This window comes from Kitasatospora sp. NPDC004272, from assembly GCF_053603035.1.
In genome coordinates this window covers 1-20022 of sequence record NZ_JBSGET010000051.1, presented here as the reverse complement: position 1 = coordinate 20022, position 20022 = coordinate 1, and the positions used below count along the sequence as shown (strand labels likewise).

Genomic DNA, 20022 nt, shown 5'->3' with positions numbered 1-20022 from the left:
GGGGAGTCGGGGCCGGTGCCGGGGCGGGCCGTGGACGGGGTCGTTGCGGTCTGCTGGGTCATGGGGCGCTACGATACATGCAGAAACGTGAAAGAACAGGAGAGAATGCGGATGCTGGCTGCTGAACGGCGCGACCACCTGCTCGAACTGCTGGCCCGGGAGGGCAAGGTGGTGGCCAAGGACGTCGCCGCCGAACTCGGCATCTCCGAGGACAGCGTCCGCCGCGACCTGCGCGACCTCGCCGCCGAGGGCCTGTGCCAACGGGTCTACGGCGGCGCGCTGCCCGCCTCCCCGGCGATGGCGGACTACACCGAGCGGCAGTCGGTGGCGCCCGGCGGCAAGCGCAGGGTCGCCGCCGCGGCCGTCGAACTGATCCGCCCCGGCGGCACGCTGATCCTGGACGGCGGCACCACCGCGCTCGCCGTCGCCGGCCTGCTCCCGCCCGACCTCGACTGCACCGTGATCACCCACAGTCCGACGGTGGCGGCGGCCCTGCTGGAGCACCCCCGGGCCGAACTGTTCCTGCTCGGCGGCCGGGTGTTCAAGCACTCCGCGGTCGCCTGCGGCGCCGCCGCCGTCGAGGCCGCGCAGAACGTCTCCGCCGACCTCTGCCTGCTCGGCGTCACCGGCGTCCACCCCGAGGCGGGACTCACCACCGGCGACGCGGACGAGGCCGCGATGAAGCGCGCCCTGTCCGCCCGGGCCGCCGAGACCTGGATCCTGGCCTCCGCCGAGAAGATCGGCGCCGCCTCCCCGTTCCGCGTCCTGCCCTGGGACCGCGTCGCCGGCCTGATCACCGACGCGGACCCCGCCCACCCGGCACTGGAACGCCTCGCCGCCGCCGGCGTGACCATCCGCCAGGCGCGCTGAGCGGACCGCGACCGGCTGAACCGCCGCTGACGGCAAGGCTGTTGCCCGGGGGAAGTGCGGTGTGCGCTGCCCTGGGGGCGCGAGAACACCTCGCCGCCTCCGGCGGGCGGGCCGAGCGCGCCGGGCGCACCGCGAACGGCCGAACCACGTTTTTCAGCAAGGCTGTTGTCCGGTGGCCCGGAGCGCTTCGCCGCCGCCGGGGTGATCATCCGCCAGCCGCGCCGGGCACACCGCGAAGGGCCGAACTCGCCTATCTGGCAAGGATTTTGCCAGTGGTCATGGCCGTCACAGCCAGTCCGGGTGCGGTGTTCCGGCGCCTCGGAGCAGGGTGTCCACGACGAGTGTGGCGAGGGCGTCGGGGTCCGCGCCGTCCCGGCGCTGGGCGGCCTGGTGGATCAGGGCGTAGTAGACCTGCCGCGTCCACGGCACGTCGACGTCGAGGCGCAGGACGCCCGCCTCCCGGGCGCGGACGAACAGCCGCTCGCAGGTCTCCCGCACCTCGGCGTGGATGCGTGCCACCTCCGGGTCGGCGGAGGATGCCTGGCTCATCGCGAATCCCCAACCCACCTTGATCGCAAGGACGTTGGCGGTCGTCCGGTAGAGCGCGACCAGGGGCGGGGCGGTGTCGGGGCGGGCTTCCGCCACGGCCGCGGCGAACCGCCGGGTGGCCCACAGGGCCAGTGCGTCGACCAGTGCCTCGCGGGTGGCGAAGCGCCGGTGCACGGTGGTGCGGGCGACGCCGGCGGCCTCGGCGATCTGCTCCATGGTGGCCGCCGGGTCCCGGCCGAGGGTGCGTTCGGCCGCCTCCAGGATCGCCGTCACCGTCCGTTCGGCGTCCGCGCGCAGCGGCCGACCGCCGGCGGGTGCCGCCTTCCCGCGCAGCTTCCCGGACGTGTCCGCCTGTGCCTGCGACTGCATCTCCATGGCGAAAGCATACGCGGGTGTCATGGTTCATCGGCTACTTGCGTCATTCGTGTTGCAAGTTATAGCTTCCATGCATCCCGACTGATGCGGCTCATGCCCTCACGGAAAGGTTGGAGCCCATGGAGTACACCCGTCTCGGACGCAGCGGCCTCTCGGTGTCCCGGCTCGTCCTCGGCACCATGAACTTCGGCTCGCGCACCTCCGAGGAGGACAGCCACGCGATCATGGACCGGGCGCACGAGCACGGCGTCAACTTCTTCGACACCGCCGACTCCTACGGCGCCCGGCCGGGCGAAGGGCTCACCGAGGAGCTGATCGGCCGGTGGTTCGCCCGGGGCGGCGGACGTCGCGACCGGACCGTCCTCGCCACCAAGGCGTACCTCCCGACCGGTTCCGGGCCCAACGAGGGCGGCCTGTCCGCGCTGCACCTCCGGCGGGCGGTGGAGGGCTCGCTGAAGCGGCTGGGCACCGACCGCATCGACCTGTACCAGATGCACCACGTCGACCGGAGCACGCCGTGGGAGGAGGTCTGGGAGGCGTTCGGCGTGCTGCGCCAGCAGGGCAAGGTGCTGTACTTCGGCTCCTCCAACTTCGCCGGCTGGCACCTCGCCCAGGCCCAGGAGGCGGCCCGCGAGCGGCACTTCCTCGGCCTGGTCGGCGAGCAGTCGATCTACAACCTGATGACCCGCTGGGCCGAACTGGAGGTGCTGCCCGCCGCCCGGGCGTACGGCATCGGCGTGATCCCCTACTCGCCGCTGCACGGCGGGGTGCTCAGCGGCGTCCTGCGCAAGCAGCGCGACGGGCTCGCCGTCCGCAGCGGCTCGGGGATCTGGGCCGCCGCGCTCGACGAGCGGCGCGACGCCGTCGCGGCGTACGAGGAGCTGTGCGACCGGCTCGGCGAGGACCCCGCGCACGTCGGACTGGCCTGGCTGCTCGCCCAGGAGGGCGTCACCGGGCCGATCATCGGGCCCCGCACGATCGGCCAACTCGACGGTGCGCTACGCGCGTTGGAGATCCGGCTCGACGCCGACACGCTCGCCGAGCTGGACCGGCTCTTCCCCTCTCCCGCGCCCAACGGCTCCAAGCCCGCCCCCGAGGCGTACGCCTGGTGAAACCCGGGCGCCCCGGCCCCGGTCAGTGCGGCGCGACCTCCCGGGTCAGGACGACGACCGGGACCCGGCGCCCGGCCCGCTCCTGGAAGTCCGCGAAGTACGGGGTGCGCACCAACTGCAGGGCCCAGAGCCGGTCGTGCTCCGCGCCCTCGGCCACCGAGGCGGTGACGGGGAAGTTCTCGGTGCCGACCTCGACGCGGGCGGCCGGGTCGGCGAGCAGGTTGTGGTACCAGCCGGGGCGGTCGGGCCGGCCCCCGTTGGCCGCGAAGACCACCAGCCGCCCGTCGTCCTCCAGGTAGGTCACCGGCATGACGCGCGGCTCCCCGCTGCGGGCGCCGGTGGTGGTGAGCAGCAGCAGGGGCACCCCGGCGAAGTCGCCGCCGACCACCCCGCCGGCGGAGCGGAACTCGTCGATCACCAGTTGGTTGCGCTGGAGCCGTTCTGACGACACGAGGACACCTCTCGGACAGGCGAACTGACGGACCATCACGCACGCTACGCGTCACCTGCACCGCCGCACACCGGATTTCGCCCGGCGGCTTCGGCGCGCCCGGCTGTTCCACGCGTCCGTCCGACCGACCCCGACCGGCCGGCCCGGGCCGACCGACCCCGACCGGCTGACCCCGACCGCCCGCCCCCGGCCGCCCGCTAGTGCGGGACGTGCCGTGCGCCGAGCGCCCGCAGGCCCTCGGCGAGCGCGGCGCGCCGGTCGGGGTCGAGCCCGGCGGCCAGTTCGGCGTCGGTGGCCGTGCTCGCCGTGCTGTGGGGGCGGTTCGCGGCCCCGACGGCCGCCCGGCCCGTGCACGGCACGGCCCGGGCGGCGTTCGAGCTCTGCTGGTTCGGCACCGGTGCGGTGGCCGCGCTGCACACGTACGCCCGCCGGAGGCGGTCGGTGTGAGCGGCGCGGCCGCCCGGGGCCGGACGGTTCGTCAGTTGACGGCGGCCAGGTGGTTCTTGAGGCCCTGGCCGAACGCGGTCGGGGTGCCGTCGAAGTTGGAGATCAGCGACGGGCCCTGGCCGCAGTCCCAGGTGTTCCAGGTCCAGCCGAGGTAGGAGACCTTGGCGGCGTCGGCCCAGGACATCACCTGGTCGATGAAGGAGTGGGCGCAGTCGTTCTCACCGATCTCGCCGACCACCACCGGGACCTGGGCGGCCAGCGGCGCCACGGTCGAGTTCCAGCAGGACTGGCTGGCGCAGGTGTTGAAGTTGTACACGTGCCAGGAGGCGGCCAGGTTGCCCGCCGGGTCGGTCGGCTTGTGGGCGAGCCACTGGCCGAGGTCGTTGGAGTAGGCCAGGCCGCCGAGCAGGACGACGTTGTTCGCACCGGCCGCGCGGACCGAGTTCACCAGCGTCTGCATGCCGCTGACCTGGTAGTTGATGCCGGGGCAGGCGCTGCCGCCGTCCCGCCAGCAGTTCCACGCCTGGTCGATGCCGGAGACGGCGCGGTCCGCGTAGGGCTCGTTGAGCAGGTCGAAGACCACCGCGGGGTCGTTCTTGAAGGTGGTGGCCACCGAGGACCAGAAGGTCGCCGCACCGGCGCCCGGCATCGGCTTCTGGCAGGTCGAGTTGACGTCCGAGCAGCCCGAGGAGTTGCCGGTGTAGAGGCCCTGGGTCCAGTGCAGGTCGATGATCGGGGTGAGCCCGGCGTCCCGCAGCGCGTAGACGAAGTTCTTCACCGCGGTGCGGTAGTTCTCGCCCGCGTACTCCGGCTTGACGTTGGCGTAGCCGTTCCAGCAGTCCTCGTTGACGGGGACGCGGACGGCGTTGGCCTTCCAGCTCTTGATCGCGGCGATCGAGGCGGCGTCCACCGGTCCGTCCGAGAAGCCGTAGCCCTGGACGCACATGAACTCCATGCCGGAGCGGTTCACGCCGCGCAGGACCACCTGCTTGCCGTTGGCGTCCACCAGCTGGTTGCCGGAGACGTGCAGCGCCGGGGCCTTGCCGCCACCGGTGCCGCCGCTCGACGAGGCGGAGGGCGACGGCGACGGCGAGGCCGAAGCGGACGCGGACGCGGACGCCGAGGGGGAGGGCGAGGCCGACGCGGACGGGGAGGCCGAGGCGGACGGCGAGGGGGAGGGGGACGGCGAGGGGCTCGCCGCGCCGTTGCAGGCCACGCCGTTGACGGTGAACGAGGTGGGCGCCGCGTTGCTGCCGCTGTACGAGAAGTTGGCGCCGGCGCTGACCGAGCCGCCGGCCGCCAGGCTGCCGGCCCAGGCCGGGGCGGCGACGGTGACGTTCTTGCCGGACTGGCTCCAGGTGCCGTTCCAGCCGGTGCCGGAGAGGGTCTGGTTGCCGGTGTAGGAGTAGCCGACGCTCCAGTTGTCGATCGCGGTGGTGCCCGCGTTGGTAACTTTCACGTTCGCGGTGAAGCCGTTGCCCCAGTCGTTCGTCGTGTAGTCGACGGAACACTGGACGCCGGCGGCGGCCGCGGTGCCCGCGCCGGTGAGGGCGAGGGTGGCCGCGGCGGTCGCGGCCAACGCCGAGACCAGCGCCAGGGTGGTGGTGCGGACGGACATGTCCGACTCCTCGAAGGAGGGGGAGAAATGGGCGCGCTCCCACAGGCCCGCCCCGAACCATAGCCAGGGGCAAGGTAGTTGCCAACCGGCCTCGGCTGCGCACTCTCTTGACACTCCGCTTATGCCTCCCGATATTTGGGAGCGCTCCCACAGAACGACCCCGTGGACCGCGCCGGAAGGCACCCCCTGCCGACCGTCCGGACCACCCCTGCACGACCGTCCCCGGACTCCCCCACCCACCCCCTCCGAGGAGCCGCCATGTCGTCCCCAACCCGTCACCGGGTGCCTCGAAATCGGGTCTCGGCGCTCACCGCAGCCCTCACGCTGCTCGCCGCCGGCCTGTCGACCGCGGTCGCCGTCCCGGCCTCCGCCGCCGTCGTCCAGTGTTCCGTCGACTACACGACGAACGACTGGGGCAGCGGCTTCACCGCCAACGTGGCGATCAACAACAAGGGCACCGCCGCGCTCAACGGCTGGACGCTCACCTACGCGTACACCGGCAACCAGACCCTCTCCGGCACCGGCTGGAACGGCACCTGGAGCCAGTCCGGCAAGAACGTGACCGTCGCCGCCCCGGCCTGGGCCGGCACCATCGCGGCCGGCGGCTCGGCCACCGCGGGCGCCAACTTCTCGTACAGCGGCACCAACGCGGCGCCCACCTCCTTCGCGGTCAACGGCACCAGCTGCACCGGCGCGCACGCGGCCCCGACCACCACGCTGACCAGCCCCGCCCCGGGCGCCAACTACCAGGCGGGGGCGGCCATCCCGCTCTCGGCCACGGCGGCGGCGGCGGACGGCGCGAGCATCAGCAAGGTCGAGTTCTACGACAACACCACGCTGATCGGCACCGCCACCACCGCCCCGTACACCTACAGCTGGACGGGCGCGGCCAGCGGCAACCACTCGATCTACGCCAAGGCGTACGACAGCCTCGGCGCGAGCAGCGAGTCGACCCCGGCGGGCGTCACGGTGGCGTCCGGTCCGGCGATCAGCGCCACCCCGCTGACCCTGTCGGTCAACCAGGGCAAGACCGGCAGCTTCGCGGTGAAGCTGTCCAGCCAGCCCAGCGCCAACGTCACCGTCACCACCACCCGGACCTCGGGCAACACCGGTCTGTCGATCAGCTCCGGCGCGACGCTGACCTTCACCCCGAGCAACTGGTCGACGGCGCAGACCGTCACGCTCACCGCCGACGCGGCCTCCACCGGCTCGGCCACCTTCACCTCCACCGCCACCGGGTACACCTCCTCGGCGGTCACGGTGACCGAACTGGCCGCCGCCTCGGGCGTGTACAACGACCGGTTCCTGCAGCTGTACAACAAGATCAAGAACCCGGCGAACGGCTACTTCTCGCCGGAGGGCATCCCGTACCACTCGGTGGAGACCCTGCTGGTCGAGGCCCCCGACCAGGGGCACGAGACCACCTCGGAGGCGTACTCGTACCTGATCTGGCTGGAGGCCCAGTACGGGCGGGTCACCCAGGACTGGTCGAAGTTCAACGCGGCATGGACGCTCATGGAGACGTACATGATCCCGGGGCACGCCGACCAGCCCACCAACTCGTTCTACAACGCCTCCAAGCCGGCCACCTACGCGCCCGAGCGCCCGCTGCCGAGCGACTACCCGGCCGCGCTGGACACCTCGATCACCGCGGGCAACGACCCGATCGCCGGTGAGCTGAAGAGCGCGTACGGCACCGACGACATCTACGGCATGCACTGGCTGCAGGACGTGGACAACGTCTACGGCTACGGCAACGGCCCGGGCAAGTGCGAGGCCGGTCCGACCTCGCCCGGCCCCTCGTTCATCAACACCTACCAGCGCGGTGCGCAGGAGTCGGTGTTCGAGACCATCCCGCAGCCGACCTGCGACAACTTCAAGTACGGCGGCAAGAACGGGTACCTGGACCTGTTCGTCAAGGACAACTCCTACGCCAAGCAGTGGAAGTACACCGACGCGCCGGACGCCGACGCGCGCGCCATCCAGGCCGCCTACTGGGCCGACACCTGGGCCAAGGCGCAGGGCAACGGCACGCAGGTCGCCACCACGGTGGCCAAGGCCGGCAAGATGGGCGACTACCTGCGGTACTCGTTCTTCGACAAGTACTTCAAGCAGATCGGCAACTGCGTCGGCGCCAGCGCCTGCGCGCCCGGCAGCGGCAAGACCTCCGAGCACTACCTGCTGTCCTGGTACTACGCCTGGGGCGGCGCCACCGACACCTCGGCCGGCTGGTCCTGGCGGATCGGCGACAGCGCGGCGCACGGCGGCTACCAGAACCCGATGGCCGCGTACGCGCTGGTCAACGACCCGGCGATGGCCCCCAAGTCGACCACCGGCAAGTCCGACTGGACCACCTCGATGGCCCGTCAGGTCGAGTTCACCCAGTGGCTGCAGTCCAACGAGGGCGCGATCGCGGGCGGCGCGACCAACAGCTGGGAGGGCGACTACGGGACCCCGCCGGCCGGCACCCCGACCTTCTACGGGATGTTCTACGACGAGGCGCCGGTCTACCACGACCCGGCCTCCAACCAGTGGTTCGGCTTCCAGGCCTGGGGCCTGGAGCGGATGGCGGAGTACTACTACTCCAGCAACGACCCGAAGGCCAAGGCCATCCTGGACAAGTGGGTGACCTGGGCGCTGTCCAAGACCACCTTCAACGCGGACGGCAGCTACCAGATCCCGTCCACGCTGTCCTGGAGCGGCAAGCCGGACACCTGGAACGCCACCTCCCCGGGCGCCAACAGCGGTCTGCACGTGAGCGTGCTCGACTACACCAGTGACGTCGGCGTGGCCGGTTCCTACGCCAAGCTGCTGTCGTACTACGCGGCCAAGTCGGGCAACGCGGCGGCCAAGAGCGCGGCGCAGAAGCTGCTCGACGGCATGTGGACCAACAACCAGGACGCGCTGGGCATCTCCATCCCGGAGACCCGCACCGACTACAGCCGGTTCAACGACTCGGTCTCGGTGCCCAGCGGCTGGACCGGCACCATGCCCAACGGCGACCCGATCAACAGCAGCTCCACCTTCCTGTCGATCCGGTCCTGGTACAAGAACGACCCCTCGTTCGCCAAGGTCCAGACGTACCTGAACGGCGGCGCCGCGCCGACCTTCACGTACCACCGGTTCTGGGCGCAGGCCGACATCGCCACGGCGATGGCGACCTACGGCGAACTGTTCGGCGGCTGACCCGGCGGGGGCCGACGCCCCCGGCGGCCGCCGCCACCGACGGCCGATCCACCCCCGGCGGTTGATCCGCCGTCACCCCGAGCGCGAGTGCCCGGTCCGACCGACAGCGGACCGGGCACTCGCCCGTTCTGAGGAGATTGCTTTACTACCTCTTGATTTTTGTCATATCGGGTGAATAGTCTCCCGGCCATTCGGACGCAATCGATCACCCTCGATCGCGCCGCCGCCACTCGGGAGGGTCAACCCCTATGAGAGTTCCCCGGATCCGTCGCTCCGCACTCACCGCCACCGCGGCCTGCCTCACCCTGGCCACGGCCGGCGCACTGGCCCTGCCCGCCGCCGCCGCGTCGGCCGCGACCGCCGACGGACCCCTGCTCAGCTACGTCGTCAACACCCGGGCCAACCACGGCCAGACCCAGAAGGCCGAACGGGAGGTCAAGGTGGCCGGCGGCACCGTGGTCGCCTCCTACGAGCAGATAGGCGTGGTGATCGCCCGCTCCGCGGACCCCGGTTTCGCCGGCCGGCTCCGCGCCTCGAAGACCATCGACTCGGTCGGCGCCAGCCGCACCGCGGGCATCCAGGCCGGCGGCGTCGAGGGCATCGTCCAGGAGGCCGACGTGCCCGCCGCGGCGCCCGCCGACGGCAGCGAACCGCTCTGGGCCAACCAGTGGGACATGAAGCAGATCGGCGTCGACCAGGCGCACCGGTCCACCCTCGGCAGCCGCTCGGTGGTGGTCGGCGTGCTCGACTCCGGCATCGACGCCACCCACGAGGACCTGGCCGCCAACGTCGACCCCGAGCTCTCCGCGTCCTGCCTCAGCGGCCGCCCCGACACCGACTGGCAGTCCTGGCAGCCCACCACCAGCAGCCACGGCACCCACGTGGCCGGCACCATCGCCGCCGCCAAGAACGGCAAGGGCGTCGAGGGCATCGCGCCCGGCGTCCGGCTGGCCGCCGTCAAGGTGGTCGACGACGGCGGGTTCATCTACCCCGAGTACGCGATCTGCGGCTTCGTCTGGGCCGCCGAGCACCACTTCCAGGTCACCAACAACAGCTACTACGTCGACCCGTGGATGTTCAACTGCGCCGACGACCCCGACCAGGCGGCCGTCAGCGAGGCGGTCCGCCGGGCCGTCGACTACTCCCGCCGCAACGGCGTGCTGAACGTCGCCGCCGCGGGCAACGAGAACATCGACCTGGCGCACAAGACGGTCGACGTCTCCAGCCCCGACGACACCGACCCGGTCACCCGGCCGATCGACGACAGCTGCCTCGACCTGCCCGCCGAACTGCCCGGCGTGGTCGCGGTCTCCGCGATCGGCGTCAAGGGCGACAAGGCGTACTACTCCAGCTACGGACTGAACAAGGTCACCGTCGCGGCCCCCGGCGGCGACAGCCGCTACCAGGTGCCGGACACCCCCGACGGCCGCGGCGCGGTGCTCTCCACCATCCCCGGCAACAAGTACGGCTACAGCTCCGGCACGTCGATGGCCTCCCCGCACGTGGCCGGCGTCGCCGCACTGCTCGCCTCCACCCACCCGTGGGCCGGCCCGGAGCAGCTGCGCGCCCTGCTGGTGAAGCAGGCCGACCCGCACGCCTGCCCGACCGGCGTCTTCAACCCGGGCGGCACCGGCCTGTACCAGGCCACCTGCGAGGGTCCCGAGCGCAACAACGGCTTCTACGGCGCGGGCGTGGTCTCCGCCGCGAAGGCGGCCGACTGGTGGCGCAACTGACCCGCCGCCAGTAGCTCACTCCCCGCCGACGTGCCGGGACCAGTCCGGCTCCACCGGAGCCAGGCCGGCCCGGTTCGGGACCTGCTTCAACCAGGCCGGACGGGCTGCCAGTCGCGCGGCGGCGGCCCGTTCCTCGGCGGCCCGGATCTGCTCGGGCGTTGCGAAGCCCTCCGGCAGCCAGGCCGCCGAGTGCGCCACCCGGGCGGCCAGGTGCGCCACGTACGCCTCCCGCACCGCGGTCGGCGAGTCGAAACCCGGCTCGTCGGCCAGCCAGGCGTCCGGCACCAGCGCGGCCACCTCGCCCAGCAGTTCCGGCGTCACCAGCGGGGCGAGCGCCGCGTCGGCGGCGGCCAGGTCGGGCGCGGAGCCGCCCAGCGCGTGGCCGCTCAGGTCGTAGCGCTTGTGCACCGAGGCGGCCGCGGACGCCCAGCGGTGGTGGAAGACCAGGCCCGCGCCGTTGTCGATCAGCCACAGCCGCCCGTGCCACACCATCAGGTTGGGGTTGTGCACGCTGCGGTCCACGTTCCCGGTCAGCGCGTCCAGCCAGACCACCCGGCCCGCCTCGGCCGGCGACACCTCGATCATCCCCGGCCGGAAGTCCCGCGCCCCCGGCAGCAGGTCCATCCCGAGGTTGCGCCCGGCACTGGCCCGCAGCAGGTCCTGGATCTCCTGGTCCGGCTCGTCCGCGGCCACCGCCGGGTCGAAGTCCACCAGCACCAGCGGCGGCACCCGCAGCCCCAGCCGCCGCGCCAGCTCGCCCACGATCACCTCGGCCACCAGCGCCTTCACCCCCTGCGCCGCCCCGGTGAACTTCACCACGTACGTCCCCAGGTCGTCGGCCTCCACCACCCCGGGCACCGACCCCCCCGCCCGCAGCGGGTCGACATAGCGCAGCGCCTTCACCTCATCGAGCATCCGCCCAGCCTAACGCGGCCCGCCGCCCCCGGTTTGGCGGCCGTCCGGGTCGGTGATTGGGTGGGGCCGACCGTCGAGCAGCCGACCGAGGAGAAGTGAAGCGATGGGCAAGGTGCACGCCACCACCGAGCGGACGTACGGGGCCGACCCGGCGCGGGTGTACGAGGTGCTGGCCGACTACGCGGTGACCCGGCCGAAGCTGCTGCCCGCGCAGTACAGCGAGTACGAGGTGCGCTCCGGCGGCCGGGGCGCCGGGACGCAGGTGCACTGGAAGCTGCAGGCGACCGAGAGCCGGGTGCGCGACTGCCTGTTCACGGTGTCGGCGCCCAGCCCGGAGAAGCTGGTGGAGACCGACGCCAACTCCTCGATGGTGATCACCTGGACGGTGTCGGCGGTCGGCGAGAGCGGCAGCCGGGTCACCGTGGAGGCGACCTGGACCGGCGCCGGCGGCATCGGCGGCTTCTTCGAGCGGACGTTCGCGCCCAAGGGCCTGAACCGGATCCACGACCAGGTGCTGGCCAACCTGGCGGCCGAACTCGGCTGAGCACCCCGGCACTCGGACACCCGTGCGGCGCGTCAGCCGTACGGGTGTCTGGTTTCCCCGGACGGGTGAAGCGGGCCCGGGCGGGCGCTACCGTCAACTTAGGCTCCGGGCCGTGCAGATGACGATCCTTCATGTGTCCCAGCCGGTCGACGGCGGGGTGGCCCGGGTGGTGGTGGACCTGGTGCGCGGGCAGCGCGCGGCGGGGTGCCGGGTCCTGGTGGCGTGCCCCCCCGGCGGCCGGCTCGCCCGCGAGGCCGCCGCGGCCGGCGCCCGGGTGCTGGACTGGCCCGCCGAACGCTCGCCCGGCGCGGGCGTCGCCGGGGAGACCTGGCGGCTGCGCCGGATCATCCGCCGCACCGGCCCGGACGTGCTGCACCTGCACAGCGCCAAGGCCGGGCTGGCCGGACGGCTGGCGGCCCGCGGCACCCCGCCCACCGTGTTCCAGCCGCACGCCTGGTCGTTCGCGGCGGTGGACGGCGCGATGGCCGAGGCCAGCCTGCGCTGGGAGCGGCACGCCACCCGCTGGGCCCGCACCGTGCTGTGCGTCAGCGAGCGGGAGCGGGCCGACGGCGAGGGGGCCGGGCTGGTCGCCGACTGGCGGGTGGTGCCCAACGGCGTGGACCTGGAGCACTTCGCGCCCGCCGACCCGGCCTCCCGGCGGGCGGCCCGGATGACCCTGGGCCTGGACCGGGCCGACCCGCTGGCGGTGTGCGTGGGGCGGCTGTGTCGGCAGAAGGGCCAGGACGTGCTGCTGGACGCCTGGACGCGGGTGCAGCTGGCCCGCCCGGCGGCCCGGCTGGTGCTGGTCGGCGGCGGTCCGGACGCGGAGGCGCTGGCCGAGCAGGTGCGCTCGCTGCCGGACCCGTCCCGGGTGCGGATGGTGGGCGACGTGGCGGACCCGCGGCTGTGGCTGGCGGCGGCCGACCTGGCGGTGCTGCCCTCGCGCTGGGAGGGGATGGCGCTGGCCCCGCTGGAGGCGATGGCCTGCGGCCGGCCGGTGCTGCTGACCGACGTGCCGGGGGCCCGGGAGTGCCTGCCGCCGGGGGAGCGGGAGCGCGCGGTGGTGCCGCCGGAGAATCCCGTCGCGCTGGCCGAACGACTGGCCGAATTCCTGGGTGACCGGGCGGAATGCGAAAGGCGTGGAGTTCTGGCCCGGTCACACATGGCAGATCATCACGATATTCGCGGGGTGATCCAGCAGGTGGCGGCGGTCTACCGGACGATTGTTCGGGGTGGCGCGGTGCCGGTGGCCCGCAAGGACCGTGTCCCGCAGCGGTTCTGATCGTTTGTCAGACCGTGAACGCCCGCCCGCGCAGGTGCGGCCTTCTTTCCTGAATGTCTGATTATTGGGCGGGTGGAATGAAATGGCATGTCAGCCCCCTGCGCGCCGGTCGGCGTTCGGTAATGTCTGATTTTGCCTGCTTCGTCCCCATTATCGGCAGCGAAATGGTCGACGGCCTTTCACGGCAGCAGGTGCTTACCTGGACCGCGTCCACCGGGCCGGGGCGCCGAGCCGGTGCGCGTCCGGTCCGACTGCCCGGCCGCGGCGGGTACACAGCAGGGGAGTTCGTGCGCTGATGACCATTGACCACGAGAGCGTGCCGCGACCGGGCAGAACGCTGACCGGCCCGGGCCGCCCCGGCACCCGGCCGGACGGCCGCCCCGGCACCGGCGTCCTCGACCGCCCCGGCGCCCGGACGAAGAGCCGCCCCGGCGCCCGGACGAAGAGCCGCCCGCGGGCCGGGGCCGCCGCGCCCCGCACCTCGTCCGGCGTCGGCCGGCACCGCGGCCGGCTGCACTCCCGGGTCGCCCTGCCGCTCTCGCTGGCCACCGCCGACGCGCTCGCCGTCGGCCTGGCCGCGGCCGCCACCACCCCCGCCGGCACCCGCCCGGCCGCCACCGCCGCCCTGCTGCTGCCCGCCCTGCTCCCGCTCAACCTGGCCGGCGGCCTCTACCGCGCCCGGCTCAGCCTGTCCGCGCTCGACGAACTGCCCGCCCTGGCCGCCCGCGCCGCCGTCGCCACCGCCTTCGCGATCACCGCCGACGCCTGCCTGGCCGGCCGCTGGGCCGACCTCGGCCCGGTCAGCCCGCTGCGGCTGATCGCCCTGCTGCTGCTGGTGCTCCCGCTGGCCGCCCTCGGCCGGGCCTTCGTCCACCACCTCACCCGCCGCTCCCGCCGCCGCCGCCCCAGCCCGGTGCTGATCCTCGGCGCCGGCGAACTCGGCCAGCGGATCGCCGCGGTGCTCACCGCCCGCCCCGAGTACGGCCTGCGCCCGGTCGGCTACCTCGACCCGGACCCGGTGCTGCTCCCGGCCGGCGGCCCGCTGCCGGTGCTCGGCGGCCGCGAGGTGCTCGGCCGGGTGCTGCGCCGCTACCGGATCCACCACGTGCTGGCCACCTCCGGCGCCGCCGACGAGGCCGACACGCTGGCCGCGCTGCGGCACGCCGCCCGGCTCGGCTGCCAGGTCTGGCTGGTGCCCGGCCTGCGCGAGTTCGACTCGGTCCAGGGCGCGGGCGACCACCTGTGGGGCTTCCCCTGTCTGCGCCTGGGGCCGCCCGCGATGCGGCGCGGCGGCTGGGTCGTCAAGCGCGGCTTCGACATCGCCGCGGCCGGACTCGGCCTGCTGCTGATCTCCCCGCTGCTGGCCGTCTGCGCCCTCGCGGTGCGCTGGGACACCGGCCCCGGCGTGCTGTTCCGCCAGCAGCGCACCGGCCTGGACGGCAAGGTCTTCACCGTCCTCAAGTTCCGCACCCTGCGCCCCTCCAACGAGCACGAGTCGGCCACCCGCTGGAACATCTCGCAGGACCACCGGATGGGCCCGATCGGCAAGTTCCTCCGCAGGACCTCGCTGGACGAGCTGCCGCAGCTGTGGAACGTGCTGCGCGGCGACATGAGCCTGGTCGGCCCGCGCCCCGAACGCCCCTACTTCGTCATGCGGTTCGGCCAGGCGTACCCCGAGTACGCCGACCGGCACCGGGTCCCGGTCGGGCTGACCGGCCTGGCCCAGGTCAACGGCCTGCGCGGGGACACCTCGATCGAGGACCGGGCGCGCTTCGACAACCGCTACATCGAGGGCTGGAGCCTGTGGGGGGACGCCAAGGTCCTGCTCCGCACCGCCGCCCTGGTGGTCCGCCCGGACGGGAGCTGAACCCATGGCCATCGCCCTCCAACTCCCGCACCCCGCCAGGCGGTTGGCCGCAATAGTCCCGCCCAGGGCGAGCTGGCTCGCGGCCGCGACGGTCCTCCTGGTGTGCGTGCCGACGGGGGAGAAGGACGTCACCGCGTCCGTGCACGTCACCCCGGCCGACCTCGCCTCGCTGGCCCTGGTCGGGCTGATCGCCCTCGACCTGCTGCGCGGCCGGCTGCCCCGGCTCGACCCGGCCGCCTGCGCGCTGCTGGGCGGCGTGGTGCTGGCCGCCGCCGTCGCCACCGTGCACTCGATCGACCCGGCGAGCAGCGCCACCGGCTTCGTCCGGCTGGTGCAGATCTTCGTGCTGGTCCCCGTCGCCGTGCTGCTCGCCGTCCGCGACACCCGCGACCGGCGCCTGGTGCTCGGCTCCTTCGTGCTGGCCGCCCTGATCGAGGGCGCCGTCGGCGCGAACCAGTACCTCACCCGCACCGGCGCCTCCTACACCGGCCAGCCGATCCGGGCGATCGGCACCTTCGGCGCCCTCGACGTCATGGCGATGTCCACCGTCGTCTCGTACGGGCTGCTGGCCGCCCTCGGGCTCGCCCTCGCCGAGCGCCGCCCCGGCGGCAGCAGGGTGCTGCGCCGGGCGATGTGGGCCAGCGCCGCGTTCCTGGCCTTCCCGCTGGCCGTCTCGTTCAGCCGGGGCAGCTGGATCGCCACCGCCGTCGCCGCCGGCGTGCTGCTGCTGCGCGCCGACGCCCGGCTCGCCGTCAAGGGCGTGCTGGTCGGCGCCGCCGCCGCGGTGGTGCTGGTCGGCGGCCTCGGCCTCGGCGCCTCCGGTGTCACCGAGCGGCTCAGCTCGATCGGCTCGGTCTCCGCCGCCCCCGACCAGTCGGTCTCCGACCGCTACGACCTGTGGTCCACCGCCGGCCGGATCTGGCAGGACCACCCGGTCACCGGCGCCGGACCCAAGGCGTTCCAGCAGTTGCGCGACAGCCACGCCCCGCTGCGGCTGTCCTCCGGCAGCGACGCCGCCGACTCCACCATCGGTTTCCAGCGCGAACCGCTGCTCTCCCCGCACAACATGTACTTCCTGGTGCTCAGCGAGCAGGGCCTGCTCGGCGTGGTCGCCTACCTGGCCCTGTTCCTCGCCCTGCTGCTCGGCTGCCTGCGCCGCGCCACCGGCCCCGGCCTGGCCGCGCTCGCCCTGCTCTGCTGGGTGCTCTGGGACTTCCTCTACGCCGACATCGGCGGCACCACCACCGTGCTGACCTCCGTGGTGCTCGGCCTGGCCGCCCGTACCACCTTCCCCGGCCCCGCCCCCGACTCCCGCGAAGCAGACGGCGCATGACGACAGACCAGCCGGTGGCCCGGCCCGCCGCCACCGCCGTCCCCGCCCCGCGGGCGACCGCCGAACCCGCCAGACGCGGGTTCCTGGCCAAGGCGTTCGGCGTCACCGCGCTGCTCAGCGCGGCCGGCTCCGCCCTCGGCCTGCTCCGCGACCTGCTGCTGGCCCGCTACTTCGGCGCCAACCAGGGCACCGACGCCTTCCTGGTCGCCTGGACGGTCCCGGAGACCTTCGCGCCGCTGCTGATCGAGGACGCGATGGCGTTCCTGATGGTCCCGGCCTTCAGCCTGGCCCTCGTCCTGCGCGAGGAGCGCCCGCACGGGCCGGACCCGGTCCGGCAGCTGACCCGCTCCACGCTGCCCTGGCTGCTGCTCGCGCTCTGCACGCTCTCCGGCGCCGTCGCGCTCGGCGCCCCCCGGCTGGTCGACCTGCTCGCCCCCGGCCTGGCCGACCCGCAGCTCGCCGTCACCTGCACCCGGATCACCGCGCTCACCATCCTGCCGTTCGGCGTCGCCGGGTACCTGGCCTCCGCGCTGCGCGCCCTGCACTCCTTCACCGCGCCCGCCGTCATCTACGTGATGTACAACCTGGGCATCCTGGCGCTGCTGCTCAGCGGCCACCGGCTGCTCGGGGTGCGCTCCGCGGCGATCGGCGTCGCGGTCGGCAGCGCGCTGATGGCGGGCGTGCTGCTGCTGCCGTTCGCCCGCCGGCTGCGCTCCGGCGGACGGCGGCGCGGACTGCGCCGGGGCGCGGCCCGCCGACTGGTGCTGATCCCGCTGGCGCTGCTGCCGGTCGCCGCGTTCACGCTGACCCGGCAGGCCCAGGTGTTCATCGAGCGCTACCTCGGCTCCGGGCTGCCGCCCGGCACCATCTCGCACCTCAACTACGCCGCCAAGGTCAGCCAGTTGGCGATGACCTCGGCGATCCTGATCGTCACCGTGACCTTCCCGGTGGTGGCCCGGGCGATGGCGGCCGGGGACTTCACGGCCGCCCGCGACCGGGTCGAGAAGGACCTCGGCCAGGCCGCGGCGCTGGTCCTGCTCGGCACCGCCTTCCTGATGGCCTGCGCCCCCGCGCTGGTCGCCCTGCTGTTCCAGCGCGGCGCGTTCGGCCCGGCCGACACCTCCGCCACCGCCGCGGTGATCCGGGTCTACTCCTTCGGCCTGCCCGCGCAGGCGATGATCGGGGTGATGGTCCGGCCGTACTTCTGCGTCCGCCCGGTGGTGCGCCGCGCCGACACCCCGCGCGCCGAGGGCGACCGGATCACCTGGCCGGACTGGTACCCGGTCGGCGCGATGCTGCTCGGCCTGGCCGTCACCGTCGCGGTCGGCGTCGGCGCCACCCCGCACTTCGGGGCGCTCGGCCTGGCCGCGGGCAACGCCGCGGGCATCACCACCACCGCGGCGCTGCTGATGCGCGGCCTGATGCTGCGCGGCGTCGCGCTGCGGCTGCCCCGGGTGCTCGGCGGCCAGGCCCGGCTGCTGGGCGCCGCCCTCGCCGCCGCCGCGCTCGGCTGGCTGGCCACCCGGGCCACCGCCGACCCGCTGCCCGCCGCGCTGCTCGGCGGCGCCACCGTGCTGCTGGTCTTCGCCGCGCTCGGCACGCTGTTCGGCGCCGCCGAGGTGCGCGGCCCGGTGCTCGGCCTGCTGGCCCGGGCCCGCCGCCCGGGTACCGCCGCCGCACCCGCCGTCCCCCCGCCCGCCGGCGCGCCGGACGGCACCGCTCCGCCCACCACCGACCCGTCCACCGCCGCCGAAGGGAAGCCGCATGGCCGCTGACCCCCGCCTGCCGGCCCAGGCACTCGCCCCCAGGCTCGCGCCCTGGATCCTGATGTACCACTCGGTGGCCGAGGAGGACGAGGATCCGTACCAACTCACCGTCACCCCCGAGCGGTTCGCGGAACAGATGGACTGGCTGCACCGCACCGGCCGGCGCGGCGTCAGCGTCCGCGAACTGCTGGCCGCGCAGGCCCGCGGCCGGGAGTCCCGCCTGGTCGGCCTGACCTTCGACGACGGCTACGCGGACTTCGCCCGGCACGCCGTCCCGGTGCTGCGCGAGTACGGCTTCACCGCCACCGCGTACGTCGTCCCCGACCTGCTCGGCAGCGAGAACGGCTGGGACACCGAGGGCCCGCGCAAGAAGCTGCTGACCGTCCAGCAGGTCGTCGAACTCGCGGGCTCCGGTTGGGAGATCGGCTCGCACGGCCTCGGCCACCAGGCACTGCCCGGCCTCTCCCCGGCCGCCCTGGAACGCCAGACGGCGGACAGCCGGCGGGCCCTGGAGGACCTGCTCGACGCCCCGGTCACCGGTTTCTGCTACCCGTACGGCGCGGTCGACCTGCCCGCCGCCCGGGCCGTCCGGGACGCCGGCTACGACTACGCCTGCGCCATCGAGCACTCCTGGCTGACCGGTCGGCACGCCCTGCCGCGCTGCTACGTCGGCGACCGGGACGGCGCCTGGCGGCTGCGCGCCAAGCACGGCCGGCACCGCTGGCGGGACGCCGTGACCGGGCTGCGCTGGGCCCCGCCGAAGTCCGAGCCGAAGGCCACCGCGGGGGAGCCCCGATGAGAGTCCTGCACGTGGTCACCGGCCTGCACGCGGGCGGCGCCGAACGCCAACTCGCCCTGCTGCTGCGGCACTTGCCGAAGGACCAGGAGCACGAGGTGGCCGCCCTCACCAACCCCGGCGCGGTCGCCCGCGAACTGCGCGCCGACGGCTTCACCGTCCACCACCTCGACATGCGCGGCAACCGCGACCTCGGCGTGCTGCCCCGGCTCACCCGGCTGATCCGCTCCGGCCGCTACGACCTGGTGCACACCCACCTCTACCGGGCCATGCTGTACGGGCGGCTGGCCGCCCGGCTGGCCGGGGTCCGCACGGTGATCGCCACCGAGCACTCGCTGCAGTCCGGCGTGATCGAGGGCCGTCCCACCACGCGCGGCGTCCGCGCCCTCTACCTGGGCGCCGAACGCCTCGGCACCACCACCCTCGCCGTCTCCGGCCAGGTCGCCGCGGTCCTGGACGAATGGGGCGTGCCCGCCGACCGGGTCCGGCTGCTCCCCAACGGGGTGGACGCCGCCAGGTACCGTTTCGCCCCCGCCGTCCGGGCCGCCCACCGCGGCCGACTGCGCGCCCAACTCGGCCTGCCGATCGGGGTGTTCGTGATCGGCGCGGTCGGCCGGCTGGTTCCGGGCAAGCGCTTCCACGTCCCGTTGGAGGCCCTGGTCCGACTCACCGACGCCCGCCTCCTGCTGATCGGCGAGGGCCCCGAACGGGCCGTCCTGCTCGACCTGGCCACCCGGCTCGGCGTCCGCGACCGCCTGGTGCTCACCGGGGAACGCGACGACGTGCCCGAACTCCTCACCGCCGTCGACGTCCTGGTCTCGCCCTCGCGCGAGGAGACCTTCGGCCTGGCCGCCCTGGAGGGCCTCGCCGCCGGGCTCCCCCTGCTCCACTCCGCCTGCCCGGCCCTCGCCGAACTCCCGCCCGACGCCGCCCCGCACGCCCGCCTGCTCCCCTCCGAACCCGAGCCCTACGCCCGGGAGCTCGCCCTCCTCGCCACCACCCGCCCCGGCCCCCACCCCGTCCCCCCCGTCGTGGCCCACTACGACATCGCCCGGATCGCCGCCGAACTCGCCACCCTCTACCGCGAGGCCGTCGGCAGACCTGCCGACGGCACCGCCCCGGAAGGCGCCACCGGTCCGGCAGCGGCGGCTGCCGGCCGCCGGGGCCGTGCCGGCCGC

16 protein-coding genes are annotated in these 20022 nt (G+C 73.9%); 12 read left to right on the top strand and 4 right to left on the bottom strand.

The window, feature by feature from the left end:
- Nucleotides 1–111: 111 nt before the first annotated feature.
- Nucleotides 112–870: a DeoR/GlpR family DNA-binding transcription regulator gene (locus ACWEO5_RS17645; protein ID WP_452163231.1), complete on the top strand. Its 759-nt coding sequence runs from the start codon at nt 112–114 to the stop codon at nt 868–870.
- Between the two features lie 285 nt (nt 871–1155).
- On the opposite strand, the gene ACWEO5_RS17640 is transcribed toward ACWEO5_RS17645, so the two are convergent.
- Nucleotides 1156–1794 (bottom strand): TetR/AcrR family transcriptional regulator, encoded by a 639-nt coding sequence (locus ACWEO5_RS17640; RefSeq protein ID WP_452163230.1) that lies wholly within the window; start codon nt 1792–1794, stop codon nt 1156–1158.
- A 119-nt stretch (nt 1795–1913) separates the two neighbouring features.
- On the opposite strand from ACWEO5_RS17640, the gene ACWEO5_RS17635 reads away from it, so the two are divergent.
- On the top strand, nt 1914–2906 hold the full coding sequence (locus ACWEO5_RS17635) for an aldo/keto reductase (RefSeq protein WP_452163229.1): 993 nt from the start codon (nt 1914–1916) through the stop codon (nt 2904–2906).
- Between the two features lie 22 nt (nt 2907–2928).
- On the opposite strand, the gene ACWEO5_RS17630 is transcribed toward ACWEO5_RS17635, so the two are convergent.
- The gene (locus ACWEO5_RS17630) at nt 2929–3357 is read right to left on the bottom strand and encodes a nitroreductase family deazaflavin-dependent oxidoreductase (protein ID WP_452163228.1); all 429 of its coding nucleotides are present in this window, start codon (nt 3355–3357) and stop codon (nt 2929–2931) included.
- Between the two features lie 291 nt (nt 3358–3648).
- On the opposite strand from ACWEO5_RS17630, the gene ACWEO5_RS17625 reads away from it, so the two are divergent.
- The gene (locus ACWEO5_RS17625; protein WP_452163227.1) at nt 3649–3804 is read left to right on the top strand and encodes a DUF2568 domain-containing protein; all 156 of its coding nucleotides are present in this window, start codon (nt 3649–3651) and stop codon (nt 3802–3804) included.
- A gap of 31 nt (nt 3805–3835) precedes the next feature.
- On the opposite strand, the gene ACWEO5_RS17620 is transcribed toward ACWEO5_RS17625, so the two are convergent.
- Nucleotides 3836–5422, bottom strand: a complete 1587-nt coding sequence (locus tag ACWEO5_RS17620; RefSeq protein WP_452163226.1) for a cellulase family glycosylhydrolase — start codon at nt 5420–5422, stop codon at nt 3836–3838.
- Between the two features lie 258 nt (nt 5423–5680).
- On the opposite strand from ACWEO5_RS17620, the gene ACWEO5_RS17615 reads away from it, so the two are divergent.
- Together ACWEO5_RS17615 and ACWEO5_RS17610 are read left to right on the top strand one after the other, a co-directional pair.
- Nucleotides 5681–8608 carry a glycoside hydrolase family 48 protein gene (locus ACWEO5_RS17615; protein ID WP_452163225.1) on the top strand — a complete coding sequence of 976 codons (2928 nt, stop codon included), beginning with the start codon at nt 5681–5683 and terminating at the stop codon, nt 8606–8608.
- A gap of 248 nt (nt 8609–8856) precedes the next feature.
- Nucleotides 8857–10341 (top strand): S8 family peptidase, encoded by a 1485-nt coding sequence (locus tag ACWEO5_RS17610; RefSeq protein ID WP_452163224.1) that lies wholly within the window; start codon nt 8857–8859, stop codon nt 10339–10341.
- Between the two features lie 15 nt (nt 10342–10356).
- On the opposite strand, the gene ACWEO5_RS17605 is transcribed toward ACWEO5_RS17610, so the two are convergent.
- Nucleotides 10357–11256 (bottom strand): HipA family kinase, encoded by a 900-nt coding sequence (locus ACWEO5_RS17605; RefSeq protein ID WP_452163223.1) that lies wholly within the window; start codon nt 11254–11256, stop codon nt 10357–10359.
- A gap of 103 nt (nt 11257–11359) precedes the next feature.
- Here ACWEO5_RS17605 and ACWEO5_RS17600 point away from each other — a divergent pair, with 103 nt between their 5' ends.
- The 7 genes from ACWEO5_RS17600 to ACWEO5_RS17570 form a co-directional block, all read left to right on the top strand.
- Nucleotides 11360–11800: an SRPBCC family protein gene (locus ACWEO5_RS17600; protein WP_344552255.1), complete on the top strand. Its 441-nt coding sequence runs from the start codon at nt 11360–11362 to the stop codon at nt 11798–11800.
- A gap of 118 nt (nt 11801–11918) precedes the next feature.
- Complete coding sequence (locus ACWEO5_RS17595; RefSeq protein WP_452163222.1) at nt 11919–13082, top strand: glycosyltransferase; 1164 nt, start codon at nt 11919–11921, stop codon at nt 13080–13082.
- A gap of 295 nt (nt 13083–13377) precedes the next feature.
- Complete coding sequence (locus ACWEO5_RS17590) at nt 13378–14949, top strand: exopolysaccharide biosynthesis polyprenyl glycosylphosphotransferase (RefSeq protein WP_452163221.1); 1572 nt, start codon at nt 13378–13380, stop codon at nt 14947–14949.
- A gap of 100 nt (nt 14950–15049) precedes the next feature.
- Nucleotides 15050–16282, top strand: coding sequence for an O-antigen ligase family protein (locus tag ACWEO5_RS17585; protein ID WP_452163220.1), 1233 nt, complete (start codon nt 15050–15052; stop codon nt 16280–16282).
- The gene (locus tag ACWEO5_RS17580) at nt 16279–18057 is read left to right on the top strand and encodes a lipid II flippase MurJ (protein WP_452163219.1); all 1779 of its coding nucleotides are present in this window, start codon (nt 16279–16281) and stop codon (nt 18055–18057) included. Before ACWEO5_RS17585 ends, ACWEO5_RS17580 begins: the two co-directional genes overlap by 4 nt.
- Nucleotides 18047–18847 (top strand): polysaccharide deacetylase family protein, encoded by an 801-nt coding sequence (locus tag ACWEO5_RS17575; protein WP_452163218.1) that lies wholly within the window; start codon nt 18047–18049, stop codon nt 18845–18847. Before ACWEO5_RS17580 ends, ACWEO5_RS17575 begins: the two co-directional genes overlap by 11 nt.
- Nucleotides 18844–20022, top strand: a 1179-nt coding sequence (locus tag ACWEO5_RS17570; RefSeq protein WP_452163217.1) for a glycosyltransferase, incomplete at its 3' end; no start/stop codon positions are given. The genes ACWEO5_RS17575 and ACWEO5_RS17570, both read left to right, overlap by 4 nt.

Excerpts from the sequence above, each read along its gene's own strand:
- ACWEO5_RS17635 (WP_452163229.1), top strand. The coding sequence starts at position 1,914 with ATGGAGTACACCCGTCTCGGACGCAGCGGCCTCTCGGTGTCCCGGCTC.
- ACWEO5_RS17580 (WP_452163219.1), top strand. The coding sequence starts at position 16,279 with ATGACGACAGACCAGCCGGTGGCCCGGCCCGCCGCCACCGCCGTCCCC.
- ACWEO5_RS17615 (WP_452163225.1), top strand. The coding sequence starts at position 5,681 with ATGTCGTCCCCAACCCGTCACCGGGTGCCTCGAAATCGGGTCTCGGCG.
- ACWEO5_RS17610 (WP_452163224.1), top strand. The coding sequence starts at position 8,857 with ATGAGAGTTCCCCGGATCCGTCGCTCCGCACTCACCGCCACCGCGGCC.
- ACWEO5_RS17575 (WP_452163218.1), top strand. The coding sequence starts at position 18,047 with ATGGCCGCTGACCCCCGCCTGCCGGCCCAGGCACTCGCCCCCAGGCTC.
- ACWEO5_RS17640 (WP_452163230.1), bottom strand. The coding sequence starts at position 1,794 with ATGGAGATGCAGTCGCAGGCACAGGCGGACACGTCCGGGAAGCTGCGC.
- ACWEO5_RS17620 (WP_452163226.1), bottom strand. The coding sequence starts at position 5,422 with ATGTCCGTCCGCACCACCACCCTGGCGCTGGTCTCGGCGTTGGCCGCG.
- ACWEO5_RS17600 (WP_344552255.1), top strand. The coding sequence starts at position 11,360 with ATGGGCAAGGTGCACGCCACCACCGAGCGGACGTACGGGGCCGACCCG.
- ACWEO5_RS17645 (WP_452163231.1), top strand. The coding sequence starts at position 112 with ATGCTGGCTGCTGAACGGCGCGACCACCTGCTCGAACTGCTGGCCCGG.
- ACWEO5_RS17605 (WP_452163223.1), bottom strand. The coding sequence starts at position 11,256 with ATGCTCGATGAGGTGAAGGCGCTGCGCTATGTCGACCCGCTGCGGGCG.
- ACWEO5_RS17590 (WP_452163221.1), top strand. The coding sequence starts at position 13,378 with ATGACCATTGACCACGAGAGCGTGCCGCGACCGGGCAGAACGCTGACC.
- ACWEO5_RS17595 (WP_452163222.1), top strand. The coding sequence starts at position 11,919 with ATGACGATCCTTCATGTGTCCCAGCCGGTCGACGGCGGGGTGGCCCGG.